General features: G+C 40.4%; 15 protein-coding genes. 8 read left to right on the top strand and 7 right to left on the bottom strand.

The annotated features are described in order from the left end of the window. Nucleotides 1-66 precede the first annotated feature (66 nt). A complete protein-coding gene (locus ABJD64_RS03200; protein ID WP_348177339.1) occupies nucleotides 67-705 on the top strand; it encodes a carboxypeptidase-like regulatory domain-containing protein in 639 nt (212 codons plus the stop codon). A 52-nt stretch (nucleotides 706-757) separates the two neighbouring features. Here ABJD64_RS03200 and ABJD64_RS03195 read toward each other — a convergent pair whose 3' ends face one another. After that, entirely contained in the window at nucleotides 758-1,084 is a 327-nt protein-coding gene (locus ABJD64_RS03195; protein ID WP_348177337.1) for a hypothetical protein, read from the bottom strand. A gap of 260 nt (nucleotides 1,085-1,344) precedes the next feature. Here ABJD64_RS03195 and ABJD64_RS03190 point away from each other — a divergent pair, with 260 nt between their 5' ends. Both ABJD64_RS03190 and lipB read left to right on the top strand, forming a co-directional pair. Continuing rightward, entirely contained in the window at nucleotides 1,345-3,045 is a 1,701-nt protein-coding gene (locus tag ABJD64_RS03190) for an AMP-binding protein (protein WP_348177335.1), read from the top strand. A gap of 24 nt (nucleotides 3,046-3,069) precedes the next feature. Continuing rightward, on the top strand, nucleotides 3,070-3,792 hold the full coding sequence (gene lipB, locus ABJD64_RS03185; protein WP_348177334.1) for a lipoyl(octanoyl) transferase LipB: 723 nt from the start codon (nucleotides 3,070-3,072) through the stop codon (nucleotides 3,790-3,792). On the opposite strand, the gene ABJD64_RS03180 is transcribed toward lipB, so the two are convergent. The 4 genes from ABJD64_RS03180 to ABJD64_RS03165 form a co-directional block, all read right to left on the bottom strand. Then, nucleotides 3,789-4,505 carry a LytTR family DNA-binding domain-containing protein gene (locus tag ABJD64_RS03180; protein ID WP_348177332.1) on the bottom strand — a complete coding sequence of 239 codons (717 nt, stop codon included), beginning with the start codon at nucleotides 4,503-4,505 and terminating at the stop codon, nucleotides 3,789-3,791. The genes lipB and ABJD64_RS03180 overlap by 4 nt on opposite strands. A gap of 12 nt (nucleotides 4,506-4,517) precedes the next feature. Next, the gene (locus ABJD64_RS03175) at nucleotides 4,518-5,573 is read right to left on the bottom strand and encodes a histidine kinase (RefSeq protein ID WP_348177330.1); all 1,056 of its coding nucleotides are present in this window, start codon (nucleotides 5,571-5,573) and stop codon (nucleotides 4,518-4,520) included. A 240-nt stretch (nucleotides 5,574-5,813) separates the two neighbouring features. Further along, the gene (locus tag ABJD64_RS03170; RefSeq protein WP_348177328.1) at nucleotides 5,814-6,314 is read right to left on the bottom strand and encodes a PEGA domain-containing protein; all 501 of its coding nucleotides are present in this window, start codon (nucleotides 6,312-6,314) and stop codon (nucleotides 5,814-5,816) included. Nucleotides 6,315-6,371: 57 nt separating this feature from the next. Next, nucleotides 6,372-8,639, bottom strand: a complete 2,268-nt coding sequence (locus ABJD64_RS03165) for an Ig-like domain-containing protein (RefSeq protein ID WP_348177326.1) — start codon at nucleotides 8,637-8,639, stop codon at nucleotides 6,372-6,374. 258 nt (nucleotides 8,640-8,897) lie between these two features. Between ABJD64_RS03165 and ABJD64_RS03160 the strand changes: the two genes are divergently transcribed. The 4 genes from ABJD64_RS03160 to ABJD64_RS03145 all read left to right on the top strand — a co-directional run bounded on the left by ABJD64_RS03160 (nucleotide 8,898) and on the right by ABJD64_RS03145 (nucleotide 14,834). Then, nucleotides 8,898-10,874: a sensor histidine kinase gene (locus tag ABJD64_RS03160; RefSeq protein ID WP_348177324.1), complete on the top strand. Its 1,977-nt coding sequence runs from the start codon at nucleotides 8,898-8,900 to the stop codon at nucleotides 10,872-10,874. A gap of 55 nt (nucleotides 10,875-10,929) precedes the next feature. After that, on the top strand, nucleotides 10,930-11,559 hold the full coding sequence (locus ABJD64_RS03155; RefSeq protein ID WP_348177322.1) for a response regulator transcription factor: 630 nt from the start codon (nucleotides 10,930-10,932) through the stop codon (nucleotides 11,557-11,559). Nucleotides 11,560-11,751: 192 nt separating this feature from the next. Next, nucleotides 11,752-13,971, top strand: a complete 2,220-nt coding sequence (locus ABJD64_RS03150) for a DUF5916 domain-containing protein (protein ID WP_348177320.1) — start codon at nucleotides 11,752-11,754, stop codon at nucleotides 13,969-13,971. A 98-nt stretch (nucleotides 13,972-14,069) separates the two neighbouring features. After that, entirely contained in the window at nucleotides 14,070-14,834 is a 765-nt protein-coding gene (locus tag ABJD64_RS03145) for a hypothetical protein (RefSeq protein WP_348177318.1), read from the top strand. A gap of 13 nt (nucleotides 14,835-14,847) precedes the next feature. Here ABJD64_RS03145 and ABJD64_RS03140 read toward each other — a convergent pair whose 3' ends face one another. Further along, nucleotides 14,848-17,211 carry an ABC transporter permease gene (locus ABJD64_RS03140; protein ID WP_348177316.1) on the bottom strand — a complete coding sequence of 788 codons (2,364 nt, stop codon included), beginning with the start codon at nucleotides 17,209-17,211 and terminating at the stop codon, nucleotides 14,848-14,850. A gap of 175 nt (nucleotides 17,212-17,386) precedes the next feature. On the opposite strand from ABJD64_RS03140, the gene ABJD64_RS03135 reads away from it, so the two are divergent. Beyond that, nucleotides 17,387-18,112 (top strand): DUF1223 domain-containing protein, encoded by a 726-nt coding sequence (locus ABJD64_RS03135; RefSeq protein ID WP_348177314.1) that lies wholly within the window; start codon nucleotides 17,387-17,389, stop codon nucleotides 18,110-18,112. A 139-nt stretch (nucleotides 18,113-18,251) separates the two neighbouring features. Here ABJD64_RS03135 and ABJD64_RS03130 read toward each other — a convergent pair whose 3' ends face one another. Beyond that, complete coding sequence (locus ABJD64_RS03130) at nucleotides 18,252-21,686, bottom strand: M4 family metallopeptidase (protein ID WP_348177312.1); 3,435 nt, start codon at nucleotides 21,684-21,686, stop codon at nucleotides 18,252-18,254. Between the last annotated feature and the right edge of the window lie 126 nt (nucleotides 21,687-21,812).

Here is a 21,812-nt window from a genome sequence, read left to right as displayed (position 1 = left end):
TGTGTAGTTTTGTGATCTTAGAAAACCATCAAGTGCAAATTAGCATTAATTAAAGAAAAAGAGTCGGTGAAACACGTTTTAGCAGGTCTGTTTGGAATTTTACTCATGTCATATGCCTTTGTATCTTTCGGGCAGGTAGATAAAAGAATTATACAATTTTCAGGAATAGTGGTGGGCGAAGATAGCACCTCGGGTGTAGCTGGTGTTCACATATTTGTTCCTAAAGGTGGGAGAGGCACTACTTCCAATCCCTATGGTTATTTTTCGATGCCAGTACTCGAAAAAGACAGCTTGATTATTAGCGCAGTGGGATATGAGAAAATGCACCTCATCATTCCAGAAGGTAAAAGTGATAATTATACAGTGATAATAGAGCTCTTGGCGGACACCACCTTTCTGCCAGAGGTAGAAATATATCCTTATCCTACAGAAGAGCTCCTAAAGGAAGCGATCCTTGCTCTTGAAGTTCCCTATCAATATCACTATAAAAACATGCAACAAAGTCTGGATCAGGCGATGCTAAATAAAATGTATAGAAACTTACCTATGAATGCAGGTAACAACTATAATTACTATGTGAATCAACAGATGGCAACTTATAACAGTCGATTCCAGACTACTTCCATTCCACTACTCAACCCTTTTGCATGGGGTGAATTTATCAAGTCATTAAAACGAGGGGACCATAAAAAAAGGAAGAAATAAGAAAAGGGACAGTTTATGCCCCTTTTCATCAACCAACCGTAAACTATTATCTTTATTCTTCTAGCTGATAGATCATTGCCGTACCTGAATCCATAATCAGATTACTTTGACCAATAACCACCGCTAGCTGCTGACTACTAACCTCTTGCATAGGGGTCATTTCACCAGACATAATAAGATTAAAATCTTTGTCGAAAACCTGAACCGGAACGGGACAAGCCACACATTCTTCAATTGCCAAATTTTCTGTATCTACTATATCCAAAATCTCTGTCTTGGCACCAGCGTCTTCTTTTTCGTTAATCTCTCCTGTATTAGCCTTAAGTCCAAAGCTGAAAGCCACCAGGGTAAGCGTGAGTAAATAGGTGTGCGTTTTCATGAGTAAAATATTTTGAGTAATTGACCTTGCCAGGTTTAATACCAATCCAGTGCCAACAATTTCAACTACCTGTTTATCAGGCATTTAACTATTCTCTTACTTGAATTCATTATCCCTTACTGTTCAGTTCTGTACAAAAAATGGGTCAATCCTGTACAGAAAACCTTTTAACATCTAGATTCGTACTTTTTTTCATTTAGATTTTATGATCGTTTTCCGCTTTGGATTATCTTGTTTGATTCAATACAAAATTTGTCTGTATGAAATCAAAACTTGACATCGATCACCTACCCACGCTTACCGAAATGCTATATCACTGGGAGCGTGAACAGCCAAATCAAGTGTTTTTAAGGCAACCACTCGGAGATCAATGGATCACCTATACCTGGAGCCAGTCTGTTGTACAAATCCGTAAAATGGCAGCCTATCTCACAAATCTTCAACTTACACCGGGTAGCAAAATCGCCTTAGTCTCTAAAAATTGTGCTCATTGGATCCTTGCTGATCAAGCAATCACGATGGCAGGGCATGTTTCGGTACCGCTCTATCCCACCTTAACAGCTCCACAGCTCAATGAAATTCTAGTCCATTCTGAGGCCAAAGTGCTTTTTACCGGTAAGCTCGATGACTGGAATGGCATGAAAAATGGCGTGCCAAAGGAAATTCATAAAATTACTTTGCCGCTGAGCACAGATGAAGAATACTTGAACTGGGAAGCAATAATGGACTCTACTGACCCACTTGAACATAATTACATTCCCAGTGCAGAGGACTTGGTTGCCATCTTGTATACCTCAGGTACGACGGGTACTCCAAAAGGCGTCATGCTTCATCATAGAAATTACCAACTGGCTGTGCGAGCCGTTGAGAAAGTCATCGAAGTAATTTCTAAACCCCATACCCTATTTTCGTATTTGCCGCTCTGTCATGTAGGTGAGCGAGTAGCCGTTGAAACTGCTGCTATATACTCTGGTGGTACCATTTCCTTTGTTGAATCACTTGATACGTTTGTTAAAAATCTGCAAGACACCCAGCCCACCATCTTTTTTGGTGTTCCAAGAATCTGGTCCAAATTCCAACTTGGAGTCCTCGAAAAATTATCTCAGCAAAAACTTGATATCCTGCTCAAGATTCCACTTATCAACAAACTAATTAGGGAAAAAATAAAAAAAGGACTTGGATTGACACGAGCTGAGATCATTATTACTACTGCTGCGCCATGCCCAAAAGCATTGTTAGAATGGTATGAAAAAATGGGCCTTCCTTTGCTGGAATTGTACGGTATGACTGAGAATCACGGAATCTGTACAATTATGCCGTCAGAAAAAACTAAAGTCGGCAGCGTAGGCAAGGCCTATCCCGATTCTGAACTTATCATCGATGAAGAAACCGGTGAAATTTGCATGAAAGCAGATTGGGTCATGCCGGGTTACTACAAAGAGCCAGATTTGTCAGCTGAGGTGATGAGAGATGGATATCTTCATACCGGTGATATTGGCGAGCTGGATGAAGAGGGATTTCTATTCATTACCGGAAGGCTGAAAGATACATTCAAAACTGCCAAGGGAAAATTCATTGTGCCAGGGCCAATAGAATGGGGATTTGCACTCAACAATGATATAGAACAAATCTGTGTGTTGGGCCGAAATCTACCCCAACCTATAGCACTGATAGTCCTTTCGGAAATCGGTATGAATAAGACTCCTGAACAAGTCTTGATCAGTCTCTCTCATACGATTTCTGAGGTCATCAAAGATTTAGTGAGTTACGAAAAACTCCAAAAAGCCGTTATTGTTCAAGAACCTTGGAGCATCGAGAATGGCATTCTTACTCCTACATTGAAAATCAAACGAAACGTTCTCGAAAAACTGTACATTGACAAACTTGAAGATTGGTATCACCTGCCAGAAACTATTATTTGGGAACAAATACCTGTCTCTCGATCTGCGCATTCTGTGTAATTTTGCCGTAAGAAAAGGAGCGCAATGAACGAAGTAGTAAACAAACAAACAAAATTTATTGATTTAGGTCTGATTGATTATCAGGAGGCCTGGGATTATCAAACCAATTTGTTTAATCAGACGGTTGCTCTAAAAATTGAAAATAGAAAAAAAGAGGCTGCGGATCAGAAGCCCACTCCTAATTATCTGATATTGTGTTCGCACCCTCATGTATACACATTAGGCAAATCTGGTGATCAGGCCAATCTTTTACTGGACGAAAAGGGACTTGAGGAAAAACATGCCTCGTTCTACAAAATTAATCGTGGTGGCGATATCACCTACCATGGTCCAGGGCAAATTGTAGGCTACCCCATTTTAGATTTAGATAATTTCTTTACAGATATCCACAAGTATCTCAGGCTCCTGGAAGAAGCTGTAATTCTTACCTTGGCCGACTATAGCATCAACGGAGGTCGAATTGAAGGGTTAACTGGTGTGTGGATTGAGGGAGATAAACCAGAAAAGGCTCGCAAGATATGTGCGCTAGGTGTGAAGTCGAGCCGATGGGTCACAATGCATGGGTTTGCATTCAATGTACTAACAGATCTCAACTACTTCCAAAACATCATCCCATGTGGAATAGATGATAAAGCAGTAACCTCTCTAGAAAAGGAGCTTGGCGAAAAGCCAAACCTCCAAGAGGTTCAGAATAGGCTCAAAAATCACTTAATCCAATTGTTCGGTTTTAGTTTGACGGAGAATTAGAGCACTATTTTTCCCAATCTCTCCATCACCTCAAGCTTATAGTTTCTTCCCACCGGAATACTCTCATTGTTTAGTTCGATTTCACTCGCTGAGTAGCTTTCTATCTTTGGAATGTTTACGATAAAGGATCTGTGTATCCTGATAAAATGTGTCTCTGGCAACTTTGTCTCAAGAACGCTAATCTTTTGATGTGTGACCACTTCTTTGTCTGCTGTTTTGATCTTCACATAATCTTTGATGCTCTCTATGTACAAAATATCCTTTAGGCTAACTCGAATCATTTTTTTATCACATTTGAAAAAAATAAAATCCTCACCATCAGAAGCAACTGAGACATCTCCTTCATTAGTTAAAGTACTTTGATTTATGGCCTTTGAAATCGCTTTCATAAATCTGTCGAAAGAGATTGGTTTCAACAAATAATCCAATACCTCAAGGTCAAACCCTTCGAGCGCATATTCTCGATAAGCTGTCGTGAAAATTACTTTTGGCGGTTGCTGCAGTGTTTTTAAAAATTCTATGCCGGTTAGTTTTGGCATTTGAATGTCAAGAAATATCAAATCAACCTGCTCTCCAGATTGAATGAAGTCAAATGCCTTAATCGCATTTCTAAATTTTCCTACAAGCACAAGTGACTCGATGCGCTCTACATAAGATTCAATTACCTCAATGGCTAATGGTTCATCATCTACTATTATACATTTAAGCTTCATCTTCTATCGATACTAGTTTCTAAAATTTATTTCCATCAAGACGGTAAAGGTCTTCGCTCCATCTACAATATCCAAACGATAGTCATCACGATAAAGTAAATCCAACCTTCGTTTCACATTCTTTAGTCCAATACCATGCTCATGATCATCCAGTCTCTGTGTATCGCTCTTACTATTTTCAATGCTAAGTTTAAGCGTATTTTCATTTAGGGATAAATTCAAATACACCCACGATTTTTCGAGCTCTTCATTTACGCCATGTTTGAAACTATTTTCCAGAAAGGGTAAAATGATCATTGGGGCAACATATACGCCTGAGGTTTCTCCAGAAATCATAGCCTGAATATCCAAATTGTCTGCATGGCGCATTCGCTCAATTTCAATATAGTTTTTTATAAAATTTAGCTCGTTATTTAGCGGTACTTTAGGAGAGTTGCACTCATAAAGCATATAATTAATTAGCTCTGACAGTTTCAGAACCATTTCCGGAGCTTTGTCGGATTTCTTCAGTGTAAGAGCATAAAGATTATTTAGTGTATTAAACAGAAAATGTGGATGTATCTGTGTTTTCAAAAATTTGAGTTCGGCTTCTAATTTTTCATGGGCCAGAATCTGCTTATCCTGCTGATTGACGTACCAGTGCTTCAAAATCTTAATTGTGGTAGCCAGAAATACTACCGGATAAATTTGAACAATGCCTTTGAAGATCTTGAAAATTTGCAAAACCGGTTCGTTGAGGTATTTTGGATAAAAAAGAGGGTACTCTATGTAATAAGTGATTAGTCTATATATGGTTCCACCGGTGAGTGCAGAAGCCATGAGCAGAAAGGCAAACGAAGCCCACTTACCTTTCAACACATACTTTGGCAAAAGCACATAAATCGTGTAATAGGTAATGACTATTTTGACAGGTAAATAAATCGCTTGGTCGATAAATGCCAGTTCCCATTCTCCCTTGTAACTCCCCCAAAGTGCGGCATGAAAGACAACATAGCTAAACCAAAAGATGATATGACAAAACAGCCTGTTCTTAAATAATTCTCTAATGCTGGCTTCTAGATTTCCCATCGCAACAAATATACGGTTTCGGCTAGTTATTGCACCAGAATGGGTATAAACTACCATTTGCGGCCACCAAACGTTAGAGTTTTTGCTGCAAAGCGTAGCTCACAGAAAAGGTCAAATCAGATCAAAGTAGTAATGTAGAAATGCGGCAGGTAGCAGACTTCAACAATTTAGTAAGATCATGTACGAAGTACATTGCTCTGACGTCCCTGCCCCATTTTCAAAAATATCAGTTCGGACCAGCTAATCGATTTTATTCAATTGCCCTACTTTCTGCCAATTAGGATCTGCAGTTAATGTAACAGCCAGGTAAATAGTATCATCTTCTGTTTTGTTATTCATTGCTGTCAATTTATCCATTTGGGCAATTATTTGATCAGGCGTTAATTTATACATGGATCCATTTGACGCGTCTATTATGATTCCAATGAGCCCGCCTATTAGTACATTTCCAAGAAACCACCCATCCATCTCTCTTTTGACCTTTAAATCATATGGGTAGTACCTATCCAATTCTATCTGAACGTCATATACCTGTTTTTGAGATTTATCATCTTTTTCTCTTCCTTTTCTTCTTAGCTCAATGGCATGTGGAGTTTTACCATATTCTTTTCCATCAATAATGATAGTTGCTCCTGTAGGTTGACTGCTAAAGTCTACCGTCTGCGTAGGCCCATGAATGATAGACGCACAGCTTGATAATAAAAAAATACTCAATGAGATTCCTGATAGGATTGTTTTCATTTTGATTGTTTTTAACGTTTAGTGATTATAATGACATGGATTGAGTAACATCCGTATTTAGTTTTTCAGGACTTTCTTCGTGATCGATGTGCCACCTATATTTATCAGCAAAAAATACAGGCCTGTTGGATATGCCTGCATGTCAATGAAAGCAGGTGTCTTGAGCATAGGATTTATTCTCTGTGCAAGTAGTTGCTTTCCTCTGACATCTATCAGGGCAATCTGGTTACTGCCTTCCTTGTATTGTTGATAGTTTTTAGTTTCAATAAACAAACCACTTGTAACTGGATTGGGGTAGAGGCTCACTTCATTCTTTTCTTCATCAGACAATCCCAGTATAGCCTCATATCTAATACCAAATCGTGCCGCTGCCATATTTAGGTTACCAGCCAAATCTGTCACTTTATCTGCGGCGAGATCTATCGTAACAATACCTGATGCTAACGGAGTTATTTCCAGGTTAAAGGTCTTATTGTCTGTACTTTGTACATTGTCTGCTGTGCAATTATCCAACACAAGATCGGCTAGCTCAAAGTCGGAGACTTCTTCACTAAATGCGATGGTCACCGGAACGGGTAGAGCTATTGCATCTCCAGTCATTATGGTGGCCCTCGGGGGCGTTATGTCGTAATTAATGGTAAACTCCTGTGCCTCAGCGTTTGGATCTCCATCCAGATCTGTTGCTCGATTCTCCGATATACTCAGAACGACTGGACCTTCTGCAAGTGGTGTTATATCTATGGAATAGACTATGTTGTCAGAAGTTTGCAGTTGATTCGCTGTGCCGTTGGACACTTCAATGTCGGACAGCTCAAATCCGTTTACTTCCTCTCCGAATGTGATGGTTACACCAAATGGTGATTTGTTAGTTTCAATCGCATGTGAGGTGATAACGGCCGAAGGTGGAACATCTGAACAATAAGTAGTTTCTTTATCCTTCTGCCATTTTGAATGATTTGCCGAAACATCATCAACAATAATGCAGGTAAGATCATTGTTTTGAACGCTTACAGTCCACATACTGGCATTGCTGCCATTCCTTAAATCGAGATGGCCCAGTTGATTGTCCGAACAGTAAAGAGACCTCAAAGCAACATTAGCACGCAAATCGAGACTGGTGATTCGATTACCGGTTCCTGATTGTCTTGAGGCGACGTCGTCACCGAGATCTAAACTCTTTTTATCTCTTCCATCTTCAGAATTGGAACAGTTCAATTGCTCTAGCACTAGATTCTTACTTAAATCTAAGGCTGTCAGTTGATTGAAAGAACAATTCAATTCTGTCAGTGCCGTATTAGAGCTTACATCCAGAGTCGTTAGCTGATTATAATCACTGCTCAATTCCTCCAGAAGAGTATTGGTTTGAAGGTCCAGGCTGGTCAGTTGGTTTTTGGAACAACTCAAGCTTACCAAAGCAGTATTTGCACTTATATCGAGACTGATAAGTTGATTCGCATTACATTCTATGCCAATCAAAGCGGTATTGTTGCCGACATTCAGAGTAGTTAGTTGATTGCCTCCACAAGACAAATATGTTAAACCGGTATTCATGCTTACGTCTAAAGTAGTTAATCGATTTTCATAGCACCCTAAAACGCTCAAAGTTGTATTAGTACTCACATCCAAATTAGTCAGGAGATTGGTCGTACAATACAATCGAGTCAAAGCTGTATTGGCACTTACGTCCAGACTGGTCAGCAGATTATTTTGACAATTCAAATAGTCCAAAACACCATTGTTTCCTATGTCCAGACTTTTGAGCTGGTTATGGTAACAGTCCAAAATATTCAAATTTGTGCTAGCACTTGCATCCAGGCTGGTCAGTTGATTCCGGAAGCACCTCAAAGTTGTTAAAGCAGTATTCGTACTTATATCCAGACTGGTCAATTGATTACTTGAGCAATCCAATCCTGTGATATTTACAAAAGCTTCAATACCGGTGAGATTAGTAATATCCCTCGACGAAACATAAATAGTCCCGCTATAAGAAGCGGCTTCGCTGACCTGTATCTCCTCATCGCCATTAGTATTGATAGCAGTGTTGGCCACCAGTGCACTTTTGAAATTTGCATCGGGGATGTTTACATTCTGTGCCGATGCCCAGGAGGTTGAGAGTAATATTAGGGCGATAATTGTTCCCGTCAGTACCATGCATGCCACTGAATTCAAAAACATCTTCCTCTTAAATTTGTTGTTGCGGAATCGAGGAGAGATCGTTATCGAATTAGGCTTAATTGGCCAGAGAAGAGCAACCCGTGAATTTTTCGATCCTTTTTGGTAATCGAGTGAGGCTTCCCTTTTTGTGTGCTGGATGAGAGTTTTCATGATGAAGTAATTGAGTTGACCAATTCAAAGAAATACTTGTATTTTAGCAACATTTTCTTTGGACAAATTTATGCGCCTCCAGGATCAAAAAACATCGCTATAAATGAGTAAAATAAACTCACTACTTATAGCGATGTATCATTGATCAGAGTCTCTTAACTTGCAAATTCGGAGACTAGGTATGTCCTACTGTTTCTAAGTATAAATCGGCTTCTACCATATTCTTGAGTCACTCGAAATACAACTATAAAATCTACTATGCATCGAATTATTAGTTTTCTACTACTCATTCTCACATTATTGTTCGTATCAGAATGGTCTATAGGATATGCCCAAAACCTGTCGAAAGCGGTTATGACTAATCAAGAGCTTCTGCTCGCGAAAAAGGTAGATTCTTTGTTTCGTGAATTTGACAAAGCCATTAATTCTACCCCACATCAGGCGATGGAATATGCAAAAAAAGTTTTGGACATAAGTGAAACAGGTGGATATGAAGCAGGCATAGCAAACGGCAACCTTATGCTCGGAAGAGCTTATTTTGGTCTTTCCAATTTAGATCAGGCGTATAATTACCTAACTCGAAGTTTGCTGTTATTTCAGGATCAAAATTATCGCCAGGGCATAGTACTAAGTCATAAATGGCTTGGAACAGTCAATAGACACAAAAACAACTCGGAAGGAGCACTCAAGCATTATTTACGCGCTTCAGAACTAGCTGAAGATATAAAATTCGATTCCGAAATTCCAAAAATTACTCAAAACATCGCTGCCATATTTCTGGATCAAAAACAATACGATAAAGCCATTGAATACTTTCAAAAGAGCTTACCTGAGATTCAAGGTGAATATGGTCAATCCGTATGTTTGGCCAACCTTGGTCTCGCTTATCTTAGAAAAGGAAAAAAAGATAAGGCCATGGAATGTTTTCAACAAAGCATTGACCTATGTAGAAGTAAGAATGACGAAGTCTGTGAGCTGCTACCTTTAGGCCATATAGTCACCTTGTATACCAATCTGGGCAATTATGATAAGGCCCTTGAATACTCCTTGGCCATGCTGGAGAGGCAAGAACAGGCTGGTTCCATCTTAGAACTATTAGAGCTCAAAAATAGTATTGGCCTTATTTATCTTGATATGGGAAAGTTTCAATCAGCGGTTGATTTCTTTGATCAGAGCCGTGATCTGGCTGAGCAAATCCGCTACAGAAATCTAGCCTATATCCATGCGAATATCTCCCTTGCCTATGAGGGACAGAAAAAATATGATCTGGCACTTAAACATCATTGGACATTCCAGGATTTAAAAGATAGCTTGTTTAATGCGGAGAAGGACAGAAAAATAGATGAACTCCTGACCAAATTTGATACTGAAAAGAAAGAACAAGAAATTGTCATTCTGCAAAAAGAAAAGGAATTGCAAGGAGCAGAGCTAGCCAAGCAGGCATATGAACGTAACGTTGCGGTTTTGGGTAGCATTCTGGCTTTAGTGATTGCTGCTATTTTCGGGTTTGTATATCAGCAAAAAATCAGAGCAAGTCAGCAATTAGTGATAATAAGTAACCTGATAAACGAGCAAAAAACGATGGAATTAGTCAGGGAAAATGAAATTCGAGCCATCAATGCAAATATTGACGGACAAGAGAAAGAAAGAACAAGAATCGCACGGGATCTTCATGATGGTATTGCGGGAAATCTTGCAAGCATTAAACTAAACTTATCTAAAAAAAGAACTCCGCCACTCCAGACTATTATCAAGGACTTAGACGAAACCTACCATGAAGTCAGAATTATATCTCATCATCTGATGCCGCCAAAAGTCGAAGAAACTCCCTTCATCGATCTCATCAGTCATTACCTCTACGATATTGGAGAAATGTGCAATCTTGAACTCAAATTAGATTATTATCCTAAAGAGGGAATCGATAAACTTCCAAATGAAGTAAAAGTAGAAGTCTATAGAATTATACAGGAATTGATGAGTAATATCGTTAAGCACTCTCAGACTAAAAATGTTGGTATTAGTCTCACGCAAATTGAAAGTAATCTTAATCTAATAGTCGAAGATTCTGGCGTTGGATTTAATCAATCCAAGAAAACAGACGGCATTGGCATAAAGAACATTTTTGATAGAGTTAATAAACTTAAGGGTCAAATACATATCGACACCGCTCCTAATCAAGGTACAACCGTGAACATTGATATTCCTACTCAAACAGAAGCAACCATTTTTGCTTAATTTGAGTCTTAATCTTTTGAGCTTGTGAGACAAGCACTCAAATGAAATGGATCATATGATTTCTAAGCAAGAGATAAATTTAGTTGTAGTCGATGACCATGTCATGTTTTTGACTGGCCTAAAAGCTATCTTTCAGGATGAGGATAACATACATCTGGTAGCAGCGCTATCAAACAGTGAACTGGTCATGGAAGTTCTCGAAAAGGAGCCAGTAGATATTGTTGTCATCGACCTCAGCATGCCAGGAATAAATGGCACTGCCTTAAACACACTAATCAAAAAGAAATACCCTAACATCAAGACGCTGGTATTGAGTACTTATAATGATCCCGGAAAAATTGATCAACTGATGAAGAACAATGTTGATGGCTACCTGCTCAAAAACGCAGAACCAGCTGCGCTCATAGAGGCCATTCATTCCATTTTCTCAAATGAGAAATATTTCTCTGATGAGGTCCAACAAAAATACATGAAGAGCCTGTTTTCCAACAAAGACCATAAAATTCTGACTAATCGGGAAATCGAAATTTTAAAACTCATAACCGCTGAATACACAACTGCACAAATAGCATATAAGCTTTCTATCAGCGAACATACCGTAAACACGCATAGAAAAAATTTACTCTTCAAACTAGACGTAAAAAACACAGCTGGTCTGGTAAAATATGCCCTTCAAAACATATAGACCATACAATTCATCTCAAATCGGAGCATAAAATACAGAACATTGACCCGTTTCCGCTGTTTAAGCACTTTCAGATAAAAAGTACATCCATTGGTAGATAACTGCCAACTAACATACGAAAACGACCTTTAGTCAAATTGAGGAAACTTCCTGACAGTGGGCCGTTAGTTTTGTAGACTCAACGAACTACTAATGAACTATCGACTGACTGCCGTGCTGGTCATAATGGCGACAGGGCTCTGTTTTGGCAATGGAAACAGGGCCAATAACAATGAAGGCTCGCAACTAGCCATTGTCAAAACCAAGGCAGAAGTAAATCTCGATGGCATTCTTGATGAAGAATTATGGGCAAAAGCTAGCGAATCCTCAGAATTTATCAATAAATGGCCTCAGGACACAGGGCTCGCGCTGGCTCAAACCAAAGTCAAATTGGCCTACAACGAGGAGTTCTTATATGTGGCCGCAATTTGCTATCAGGATATGGATGACCTGGTTATCCAATCTTTAAAAAGAGACAATACTGGGGCCTTTTGGGACAGTGACGGATTCACCATTGGATTAGACCCAATCAATACCAAATCAAACGGGTATCTATTTGGAGTGAATGCCGGTGGAGCTCAAATGGAGGCGACACTCACTGCCAGACAGGGCAATACCAATATGGACTCTAATTGGGATAATAAATGGTTTTCCGCCGTTCGGAAATATGAAGACCATTGGATTGTAGAGATGGCTATTCCATTCAAAACATTGCGCTATAATCAGAATAACAGGACATGGGGGATGAACCTGATAAGAAACGACATGAAAAGAAATGTGTATTCTACGTGGGCACATGTCCCGATTGCATTCGACGGCATAGAGCTCGGGTATTTTGGTACCTTGGAATGGGATGCGCCTCCAGCCAAAAGCAAAGGTAATAGGGCACTAATTCCATATATTTCAACCGCCCGATCTAAAGATCACGAAGAAGGTGAGCCTGTGGAAAGCAATTTGGATGTTGGGATGGATGCGAAGATTGCACTTACCTCTTCCCTTAGTCTGGATCTAACTGTAAATCCCGATTTTTCTAATGTAGACGTAGATCAGCAAGTAACTAACGTATCAAGGTTTAGCGTTTTCTTCCCTGAAAAAAGAGGCTTTTTCCTGGAAAACAGTGACCTGTTTTCCAATTTTGGTACATGGGGTGTTCGTCCGTTTTTTTCCAGGAGAATCGGTATTGACGACGGGGATCAGGTACCTATCGCTTTTGGCGCTCGTATCTCGGGCAACTTAACAGATGATTTGAGGATTGGCATCATGGATGTACATACTCGTGCCACTAGTGAGCTCAATCCTACAAATTTCTTTGTGGGAAGTGTGCAACATCGAATTTTTAAACGCTCCTCAGTAAAAGCGCTATTTACGAATAAAGAAGATTACCCGGAAGAAAACAGCAACACAAAATCTTTCAATCGAACGGGAGGGGCTGAATTCAACTACACCTCTGCTACAGGAAAACTCAATGGCTCTTTGCGAACGCACTGGGCCACCACAGAAGAAGGACTCGGTGATAACCAGTTTCTATCCCTAAATGGCAACTACAGAGGACCTAATGTAAGAGCCGGATTCAACTATAACATGCTGGGTGAAAACTATATAGCTGAAATGGGGTTTACTCCACGCCTGCATCATTACGACGCGGAACTTGACACGACCATTCGTATTGGATATCACTCTATCAACCCCTGGATTGGTTACGTTTGGAATGGAAATGATCAGACAAGCTATCGCAACAGAGAGCTGTTTACCTGGTCAGTTTTTGAATATGATATGGACGGAAATCTGTTGGGTCGTCGAACTTCATTGAACGGAGGTATGATATTCCGGAACAACTCTCGCTTTTATTTTAACATTAGGAACAGTACCATACAGCTGCAAGTACCCGCTGACTTGATCGATGATGATACGCCTCTGCCTGTCGGCCGCTACGATGCCACCTTTTTCGAATTGAATTATTCCACTAATCCACTCAAAAAAATATTTTCCAGTACGGAATTTAATTTTGGTCAATTTTTTAATGGAAGTAGAATAGAGTTTAGCGAAGAATTTAGTCTTAGAGCACAGCCGTGGGGTGTATTTAGCATCAGCTACCGTATGAATAAAATTACTCTAGCTGAGGGCTATGGAGAAACTATACTTCACCTGCTCGGCCCCAAAGCTGAAATCAGCTTACGCAATAATATGTGGTGGACAACTTTTGTGCAATTCAATACACAGGATGAGAATTTCAACATCAACAGTCGCTTGCAATGGAGATACAAACCTATGTCTGATTTCTTTCTGGTCTATTCAGACAACTACGCGACTACAGATTTTAAAACGAAAAACAGGGGCTTGGTTTTCAAGTTGACTTACTGGTTGAACATATAAACCCAATGCTAATTTGGTCAATAAGCTCTGATGTCTGGTTATTCTTTGAATAAAACAATATTTTTTGATTTATTTAGCGATCCATCAAATCGATGACCATGATCCGATTCATCTTATCTGCAGTTTTCTTATTCTTTTTATCAAATTCCTATGCCCAAGACCAATGGCTGGTAACGGCCAAATTGGATACAATAAGGGGTAAAATATTCCTGGACTACGGAGGACCTTATCAAGCTGATGAAGCCCAGGTAAAAATTGGGAAGGAAAAGTCGAGCTATAAAGCCTATCAGGTTCGCTCTGTTTCTTTAGGGGAGAATGATGTTTATGAATCTATAAAAATTGATCAACGCTATCAATTTGCCAAAGTCGATGTGAAAGGCAAGTACTTCACTCAGTATTTGTACATCGACGCTACTGCCGGAAATACCTCCAATTATTCACTTAAGCTTTTCGTCAATTGGAAAGGCGACATGTATAAAATTAGTAACCTGACTCCTAGAAAACGGTTTGCTATGTTTTTCGAAGATTGTGAATCTGTAAAAACTAAAATCGAATCGGGAGAGCTCAAGAAAAAAGATTTAAAAAAGATTTTTGAAGCCTTCGATGAGTGCATGGATCAAGCGCTGGAAGCGAAGTCTGTGGCAACAGTGCAAGTAGCCACGCCATCTGCGGATATGTCTGAATTCATCGAAAAACTAAAATCAATGGAACTATACAATGACGACCTTGAAAATATGATCAAAGATATCAGTCAAAAAATGGTCAATAAGCAGTCTATACCTCAGTATCTCCAGCAAGCTGTTTTGGGACAACTGGGAGAGGATGAAAGTCTCAAATCAATGTTTCTTGAGTTGATCAATTGAGTAATGACGATTTTCACTCAACTCTGAGTCCATCCACAGGATTGGTACGAAATACCTTGCCGACCTGAGAAGCCATTGTGAATATCAGCACGATGACTAGTAAAAAAACCGATAAAAAGATACCGCCAAAGTTCATTGGCATATGATACTTATATACCAGGTCCATTAATGCCTCCACCGCCAAATAACTAACAGGTGCCCCAATTGCCAGGGCAGTCAGAATTAGAATAATGTACTGTTTGGTTACATTAACTACAATATTCCCAAGCTGAGCGCCTAGCGCTTTTCTGATACTAAATTCACGAACACGGCCTGCCACATTCAATGATACTAGTCCATACAATCCCAAACCTGCTAATAGGATAGCAACCATAGCAACTGCATTGAGCAACTTGGTATGACCTTTTAATTCTTCAAAATAAAACTTGAAAACATCCTCCTGATGCCCTCCTTCAAATGGCTGTTCCGGAAACAAACTGGCCCATTGCTCTTGTGCGTACTCGTAGGTTGATTGCTGAGTTCCCTCTTTAACCTGCAACACCATATATCTGTAATCTTTCTCCTCGGCCATTTTGAAAATAGTAGGTCGGATCTCATCATAGAAGCTGTAGATATGAAAATCTTCGACCACACCTATAACCTGATATCTAATACTATCTATTTTGATAACATGACCGATAGGCTGCTCAATTTCCATAGCCTTGACCAAACTTTCATTCATTACTACAGCTTGCTTATCACTGGTAGAATTTTCTTTGAAAAAACGACCAGAAATGATATTTAAACCGAGCACCTCTTCATACTTTGGTTCTACCGCCATCGACCGTATCTCGTACTGTCTGTCCGGAGCGTGAATCACCTCATGAGAAATCCTGCGTCCTAAGTGATGCTGAGCTCCGGCTATGGATAGCACATCCGGATGTTGAAACATGGCTTCCCTTAGTCTTACATAAGATGACTCGTCTGCTACTTCAATATAGAGACCCCGGTCTTGGTCATACCCCCAGGATCTTTCGGACTGATAGTCTGCATTTTGCGAAAGCATAATGGCTGTGGCTACTGTGATGCAGGCCAGAATTAATTGAAATGCCAAAAACACTTTAGTCAATGGGTTTTTCTTCCCAAACCTCAAGGAACCTTTGAATATGCTAACTGCCTGGAATTTAGAAATATAGAAGGCCGGATAAATCCCGGAGGCAATTCCTGTGAGGGCCAAAATACTTAGCAAAAACAACCATAGGTTAACATTGAAGAGTTTGAGATCCATGCCAATGTCAAAAAGTGAATCAAACCAGGGTTCAAAAATAAATACACCCAATAGCAGGCCTATTACCATTGCCAGGAAGGTTATGAAAATATTTTCTACTAAAAACTGGATGATTACCAACCGCCTATTGGCTCCCACCACTTTTCGTATTCCGATTTCCTTTAATCGTCTAGTGGCAGATGTAATGGCAATGTTGATATAATTAAGACAAGCCAAGGCAAGCATGAAAATGCCAATGATACTTAGTACAACACGACCTTCCTCGCTTGCACCGTCTGAAATATCACTTCTAATCTCATCCGAATTTTCGTGTAAGGTGGTAAGTGGTTCAAAGGCAAAAGAATTGACTGCCCAATCCTTTTGTGCCTGATTTTGCAACGCCTTATACTTATTCATACCCTGGACAATTACTTTCAAATTCTCAGGATCTTCCACCTGAATAAAGGTAGCATTCACAAAATGTTTCCAGTCTGTAAGTAGATATTCAGGGTCAGAAAACTTGAAATTTTCAAAGTTGATTAAAAAATCAAAATCAATGGCATGCGCTTGAGGAAATGCTTCTGCTACACCAGAAACAGTGAAGCTCTTACCCTTGCCTTCTCCAAATTTCAACAATACATCTCGCCCGACTGGATTTTCGTCACCAAAGTATTTGATAGCCATTTCTTCGCTGAAGATAATACTGTTCATATCGGACAGTGAGGATGACAGCCCCCACTTAAGGGGAAATGTGAACATATCAAGAAACTCGGGGTCTGAAAACAAGATACTTTCCTGAAATACATCATTCCCGGATTTTACAATAGCATTGCTATATTCTAGTCTACAAAGCCTTTTTATTTGAGCAAAATCCTGGCGCATAAGTGCCCCAATAGGAGTGGGAGACAGACCATACTGATGAGTCGTTCCATCCCGGTCTACATAAAAGGTGGTAAGATATATTTCGTCCTTTTGCTTGTGAAACAGATCGATGCTCATGTCCCATTGAATAAATGCATAGACCACTATACAAATTCCAGTGGCAACCGAGAGTCCAAATAAATTAATGAATGAGTTTAAAGGGTTTTTAAGCAGGCTGCGAATCGAAGTTTTGAAATAGTTCTTGAGCATGATGGCAAGTTTGAGTTCAGATCCTTTTGAGTTTTATAATAGATGCCACACCGTAGTGATTGGTTGCATATCCTTCATGAAAATAAAGACAGTAGAAAATCTATACCGTTACCAGTTATGGCCAAAAAATAGTTCGCTTTGGGAATGTTTAATCCTCCATCGATGTTTACCAATCATGCGATATACTATCCTTGGACTCCTATTCATGGCCACTGCTTCAAGTCTGGCACAGTCTTCTCAACAATCTATATCCATCGTTGAACTATTTACCTCGCAAGGTTGCTCAAGTTGCCCTTCGGCGGACAAGCTGCTGAAAGAGGCCGTAAATTCGAATAGCGCTGATGGAGAGGTGTATGGTTTGTCTTTTCATGTAAGCTATTGGAATCGATTGGGTTGGAAAGATCCATATAGCTCAGAGCAATTTACGGAGAGACAAAAATGGTATGCAAAAAAAATGCGCCTGAGTAGGATTTATACTCCACAAATGATTGTCGACGGTCAGGATGAATTTGTGGGATCTCAAAAACCAAAGCTGATTGCATCTTTAAAAACAAGCTTCTCAGCAAATAAGAAATCTGCAATATCTATCACCAATCTTCGAAAAACTGAAGATCGGCTTACCATATCTTATACCGGTCAAAATATCTCCTCTGGAGAAGTGCTTAATCTGGCCATCGTACAACGGATAGCTTCCAATCATGTACCTAGAGGGGAAAATCGTCACAAAACATTGGTTCACTCTAACGTAGTACGTGCCTTTCGTTCGATTCCTGCTCAGAAAAGTGGTGAGGTAGCTCTTGATCTGCCTGAACTGAACACTGAATCTTCCTATGAGGTAATTGCCTACGTACAGAACCTAAATACGCTTAAAATTTCAGCAGTTGGTAAAGCAACTCTCTAAGTATCAAACCAAAATATTGGAGAGTCAAGTCATCTGATTCGACTTTGGAAGCATAAAAAAAACCGGAGAGGTTGCCCCCTCCGGCCACTATATATTAAATAATAAAAGGTTGCTAGGTAGTAACGACCTAATTCAAATTTTATTTCTTAATGAACTTCTCAACGGTAGTTTCCTCCTCAGTTTGAATCTGCATAAAGTACATTCCTCTGTCCAAAGCTGAAATATCAATCGTTTGTTGATTTTCACTCAATTCAATTTGACGTACAACGTTTCCGTTGATTCCAAAGATGGTCAGGCTCTGAATTGGATCCCAAGAATTCAATGTGATCGTATGAGTTGCTGGGTTAGGGAAGATCATTATATCCTCATCAAGACCTGGCAATTCGCTTCCAACATTACCATCTACACCAGCAAATCCCCCACCTACTTTGACTGGACTACCGGCAGCAAATCCATTGAATGGAGAGCCTCCAGATGAAGCAGTTACGGTGACAGCATCGATATAGATATGATCAGCGTTTGCGCTAGCATCGCACTGGAATCTAAATTGTGCATTGGTTGGGAAATTATAGTTTGCGCTGGTCAGAGTAACTGTAGCACTATAGAATGTATTGTTGTTGAAGTTTGTGCCAGAGGCATAAGCTGCAACCGTTTGCCAGCTAGACCCATCGTAGTACCTCACCCAGAAGTCTTCACCAGTCTCCATACCATAGGCATAGAAATAAAATTCAATGTCTAATTGGCTATAGCCACTTACATTATAGGACGGCGAAGTCATTGCAGATACTGTCCCGGAGTTGTCTCTGATTCTGATAGAGTAGCTTCCTTCCCATGATCTGCTGCCTGAATAACGATAGCAATCACTGCCACCATCAGACCAGCCATCCCATCCGTTTTCGAAGAAGTGAGACAATAAAGTGGTAGACCCACCGCTGTTCGCATCAGTAGTCACATCAATCGCTGTCGCAGGAGATTCGTTGCTTGCAGCATCTATTGCTGTCACAGATACCGTATAGGTAGTATTAGCACCCACACCTGTCACAGAATAAGAAGTATTTGAAGTGGAACCATCTAAGAATCCATCTACATATACATTGTAGCCTGTTACGCCTACATTATCTGCAGAAGCAGACCAAGACATATCAAAGCTAGATGTAGTCACATTCGAAGCAGCAAGGTTTCCTGGTGCTGTTGGAGCTTCTGTATCGGCAGAGCCAGTCACGATATTTAGTGTATAGTCCTCCACTTCGCCATAGTTAAATGATTCACAAGATGTAGGTACTCCATTGTACTTCATGGAAACTCTCATTCTTGTGTTGCCATTTGCAGCTCCCGAAGAGATACTAATTGATCCACTTATTGGCGTGGCGGTAGTAGCCGATTGACTCAGTACTTGCTCACCAGCATCCGTAAAATCACCATCCTGATTGTAGTCAATCCATACCGAGTAACCTTCATTGTAAATAGTTCCTGTCCACGTTGGTGTAATGGTCATGGTGTAAGAACTGCCTTTTGTTACCGTGGTAGACTGCGTGGTGTAGTCACCGTATCCTCCTGAAGAAGCACTGGTACTATTGTCAATCGAATTGAATTGAACCCGCCCAATATACTCATCGGAGGTATTGTTGCCGTTCGAAGCACAATAGTTGACAGGAGGCGTACCCGTGGTGGTTACGTTCAAGTTGGATGTAGCGCCACTTCCACCAGTAGAGCAATTCGCAACTATTGAACAAGCATATTGCGTACCTACGTTCAAGCCGGTAGCTACATAGCTTGTGCCTGTCACGTTAGAAGAAGAACCTCCAACAGTCACAGTATATGATGCTGCGCCTGAAACGCTATTCCAGGAAAGTGTAAATCCATTGTCGTTGATGCTGGATGAAGCAAAATTGCCTGGGGCAGCCAATGAACAAGTTTGCACATATTCTGCTCCTACACCTACCGCATACCATGAGTTAGTCACTGCTATTTCCTGAGCCGAACCGCTCCCGAATAATTCAACCGCAGACTGAATAGAATAAGTTCTGAAGTCAGCATAATCAGAAGTAGTGTTTAAATAAATAGACTCTGTTCTCCAGGCAATGGCAGCCGCATCGTCTACGCCTATACCAGTTACGCTGTACGCATCATTGTTGTCGTTTGTACTGGTTTCCCCAACGGCCAATACATAAAACCAGTGATTGGTCACACCACTATTCGTGTGCACACCACAATAATCATTCTGACTACTTGGATTACAATTCTGGCTTACCCAGTTAGTTCCTCCATAAGTGTCAGGGTCACCGTAAGCCTTAGGATTAGACATAGATCTGAATGTTTGTCCAATTTCAGTACCCAGATTCCAAACGTCTTTATTAAGCCCATAAGTTTGATTTACATAGTATTCTACACAAGCTCCCCAGATATCGCTCAGTCCCTCATTCATTGCTCCTGACTCCTTTTCGTATACCAGGTCTGCAGTACCGGTACAAAACGCATGACCAATTTCATGAGCGGTAATATCCACAGTAGTCAAAGGGTCCAAGGTGTTACCCTTTCCATAGACCATGACATAGCCTGTCCAAAAAGCGTTGTCGTTGTATCCTGCCGGGTATCCGTAAACGGCCTCAATGTCAGTGTTTACATAACTTGTAATCGCTGCTCCGTTTCCGTCATAACTGTTTCTTCCATAGTTGGACATGAAAAAATCATAGGTGGCTTCTGCTGCAAAGTGAGCATCCAACGCTGCATTGTCTTTGTCTGCGTTGTTGTATTCTCCTGAGGTCCAGTTGTTATCATTGTCAGTGTATTCAGAAGACCCATTAGGTACTCCTGTTACCTGGTTGGCGCTTGTAGCTGTAGTTGCATCATAGGTCAATACCCCGTTTCCACGAGAGTAGTCCCTTAGTCTGTAACTTCCCGAATTGCTGTCTGTATGAATCGACTGAGTACCGCTGTAACGAGTAGCCGCCGAACCAATGGCATCAGCATGCTTGATTACACTGTTGTAACGCACGACTTCGCCAGACTGAGCATCAACGTAGACATAAGCATTCACAAATGGCTTGTCGCCAAGAATGTGAAATTTGTAGGCTAGTCTGGATTTGTATCCATTAGCAGTCTTTTGAACAATTACCAATTCTCCTTCAGGCTTTTCAAAAGTTTCACCTTCACGGCCGCTGGCATTTCCTTCCCAGGCAAAAGATGTCGCATTCGTTGCAGATTTTGCAAAGTCGAGCGCTCTGTCACTGGAAAGACTTGGGTTTACATCTACTTCCGCAACGGTAGCATAGTTACCTGTCATGTGAGTAGCCACTCCATTTTTAGAGTGAATGGTGTAGGTTGATCCTTCTACTTTAAATCCCTTGTAGAAGTGTTCGAATTTCTCATGACGATAGCCGAGTTGATCATCTTCAGTCTTGAGGGCTCTCATCTCCTCTGACGAACTCATTCTCAGTTGACTTCTGAGTAATTCTGATTTTAACATCCGTCCCTGGCTTGCTTCCAGCTGGATGAAAGTTTTGGATTTTTCTTGCGAAAATCCTTGATAGCAGACACAGGCCACTACCAATAGTGTGGTTAACACTTTTTTCATAATGTAAAATGGTTTAGTTGAATAATAGATTAGTATGATCAATCAGTCTAGCTGCTGTTAGACTGATGTAAATCCAATAGAAATGTGTGTGAAGTCGAATGGCTATCAATGTAGTGATAGCAGAAT

It is taken from the genome of Reichenbachiella sp. (assembly GCF_039944555.1).
Taxonomy (GTDB): domain Bacteria; phylum Bacteroidota; class Bacteroidia; order Cytophagales; family Cyclobacteriaceae; genus Reichenbachiella.
The sequence above is the reverse complement of the archived record's forward strand: the minus strand, read 5'-3'. Positions and strand labels throughout refer to the sequence as shown.

Excerpts from the sequence above, each read along its gene's own strand:
- ABJD64_RS03195 (WP_348177337.1), bottom strand. The coding sequence starts at position 1,084 with ATGAAAACGCACACCTATTTACTCACGCTTACCCTGGTGGCTTTCAGC.
- ABJD64_RS03190 (WP_348177335.1), top strand. The coding sequence starts at position 1,345 with ATGAAATCAAAACTTGACATCGATCACCTACCCACGCTTACCGAAATG.
- lipB (WP_348177334.1), top strand. The coding sequence starts at position 3,070 with ATGAACGAAGTAGTAAACAAACAAACAAAATTTATTGATTTAGGTCTG.
- ABJD64_RS03180 (WP_348177332.1), bottom strand. The coding sequence starts at position 4,505 with ATGAAGCTTAAATGTATAATAGTAGATGATGAACCATTAGCCATTGAG.
- ABJD64_RS03175 (WP_348177330.1), bottom strand. The coding sequence starts at position 5,573 with ATGGGAAATCTAGAAGCCAGCATTAGAGAATTATTTAAGAACAGGCTG.
- ABJD64_RS03170 (WP_348177328.1), bottom strand. The coding sequence starts at position 6,314 with ATGAAAACAATCCTATCAGGAATCTCATTGAGTATTTTTTTATTATCA.
- ABJD64_RS03165 (WP_348177326.1), bottom strand. The coding sequence starts at position 8,639 with ATGAAAACTCTCATCCAGCACACAAAAAGGGAAGCCTCACTCGATTAC.
- ABJD64_RS03160 (WP_348177324.1), top strand. The coding sequence starts at position 8,898 with ATGCATCGAATTATTAGTTTTCTACTACTCATTCTCACATTATTGTTC.
- ABJD64_RS03155 (WP_348177322.1), top strand. The coding sequence starts at position 10,930 with ATGATTTCTAAGCAAGAGATAAATTTAGTTGTAGTCGATGACCATGTC.
- ABJD64_RS03150 (WP_348177320.1), top strand. The coding sequence starts at position 11,752 with ATGAACTATCGACTGACTGCCGTGCTGGTCATAATGGCGACAGGGCTC.
- ABJD64_RS03145 (WP_348177318.1), top strand. The coding sequence starts at position 14,070 with ATGATCCGATTCATCTTATCTGCAGTTTTCTTATTCTTTTTATCAAAT.
- ABJD64_RS03140 (WP_348177316.1), bottom strand. The coding sequence starts at position 17,211 with ATGCTCAAGAACTATTTCAAAACTTCGATTCGCAGCCTGCTTAAAAAC.
- ABJD64_RS03135 (WP_348177314.1), top strand. The coding sequence starts at position 17,387 with ATGCGATATACTATCCTTGGACTCCTATTCATGGCCACTGCTTCAAGT.
- ABJD64_RS03130 (WP_348177312.1), bottom strand. The coding sequence starts at position 21,686 with ATGAAAAAAGTGTTAACCACACTATTGGTAGTGGCCTGTGTCTGCTAT.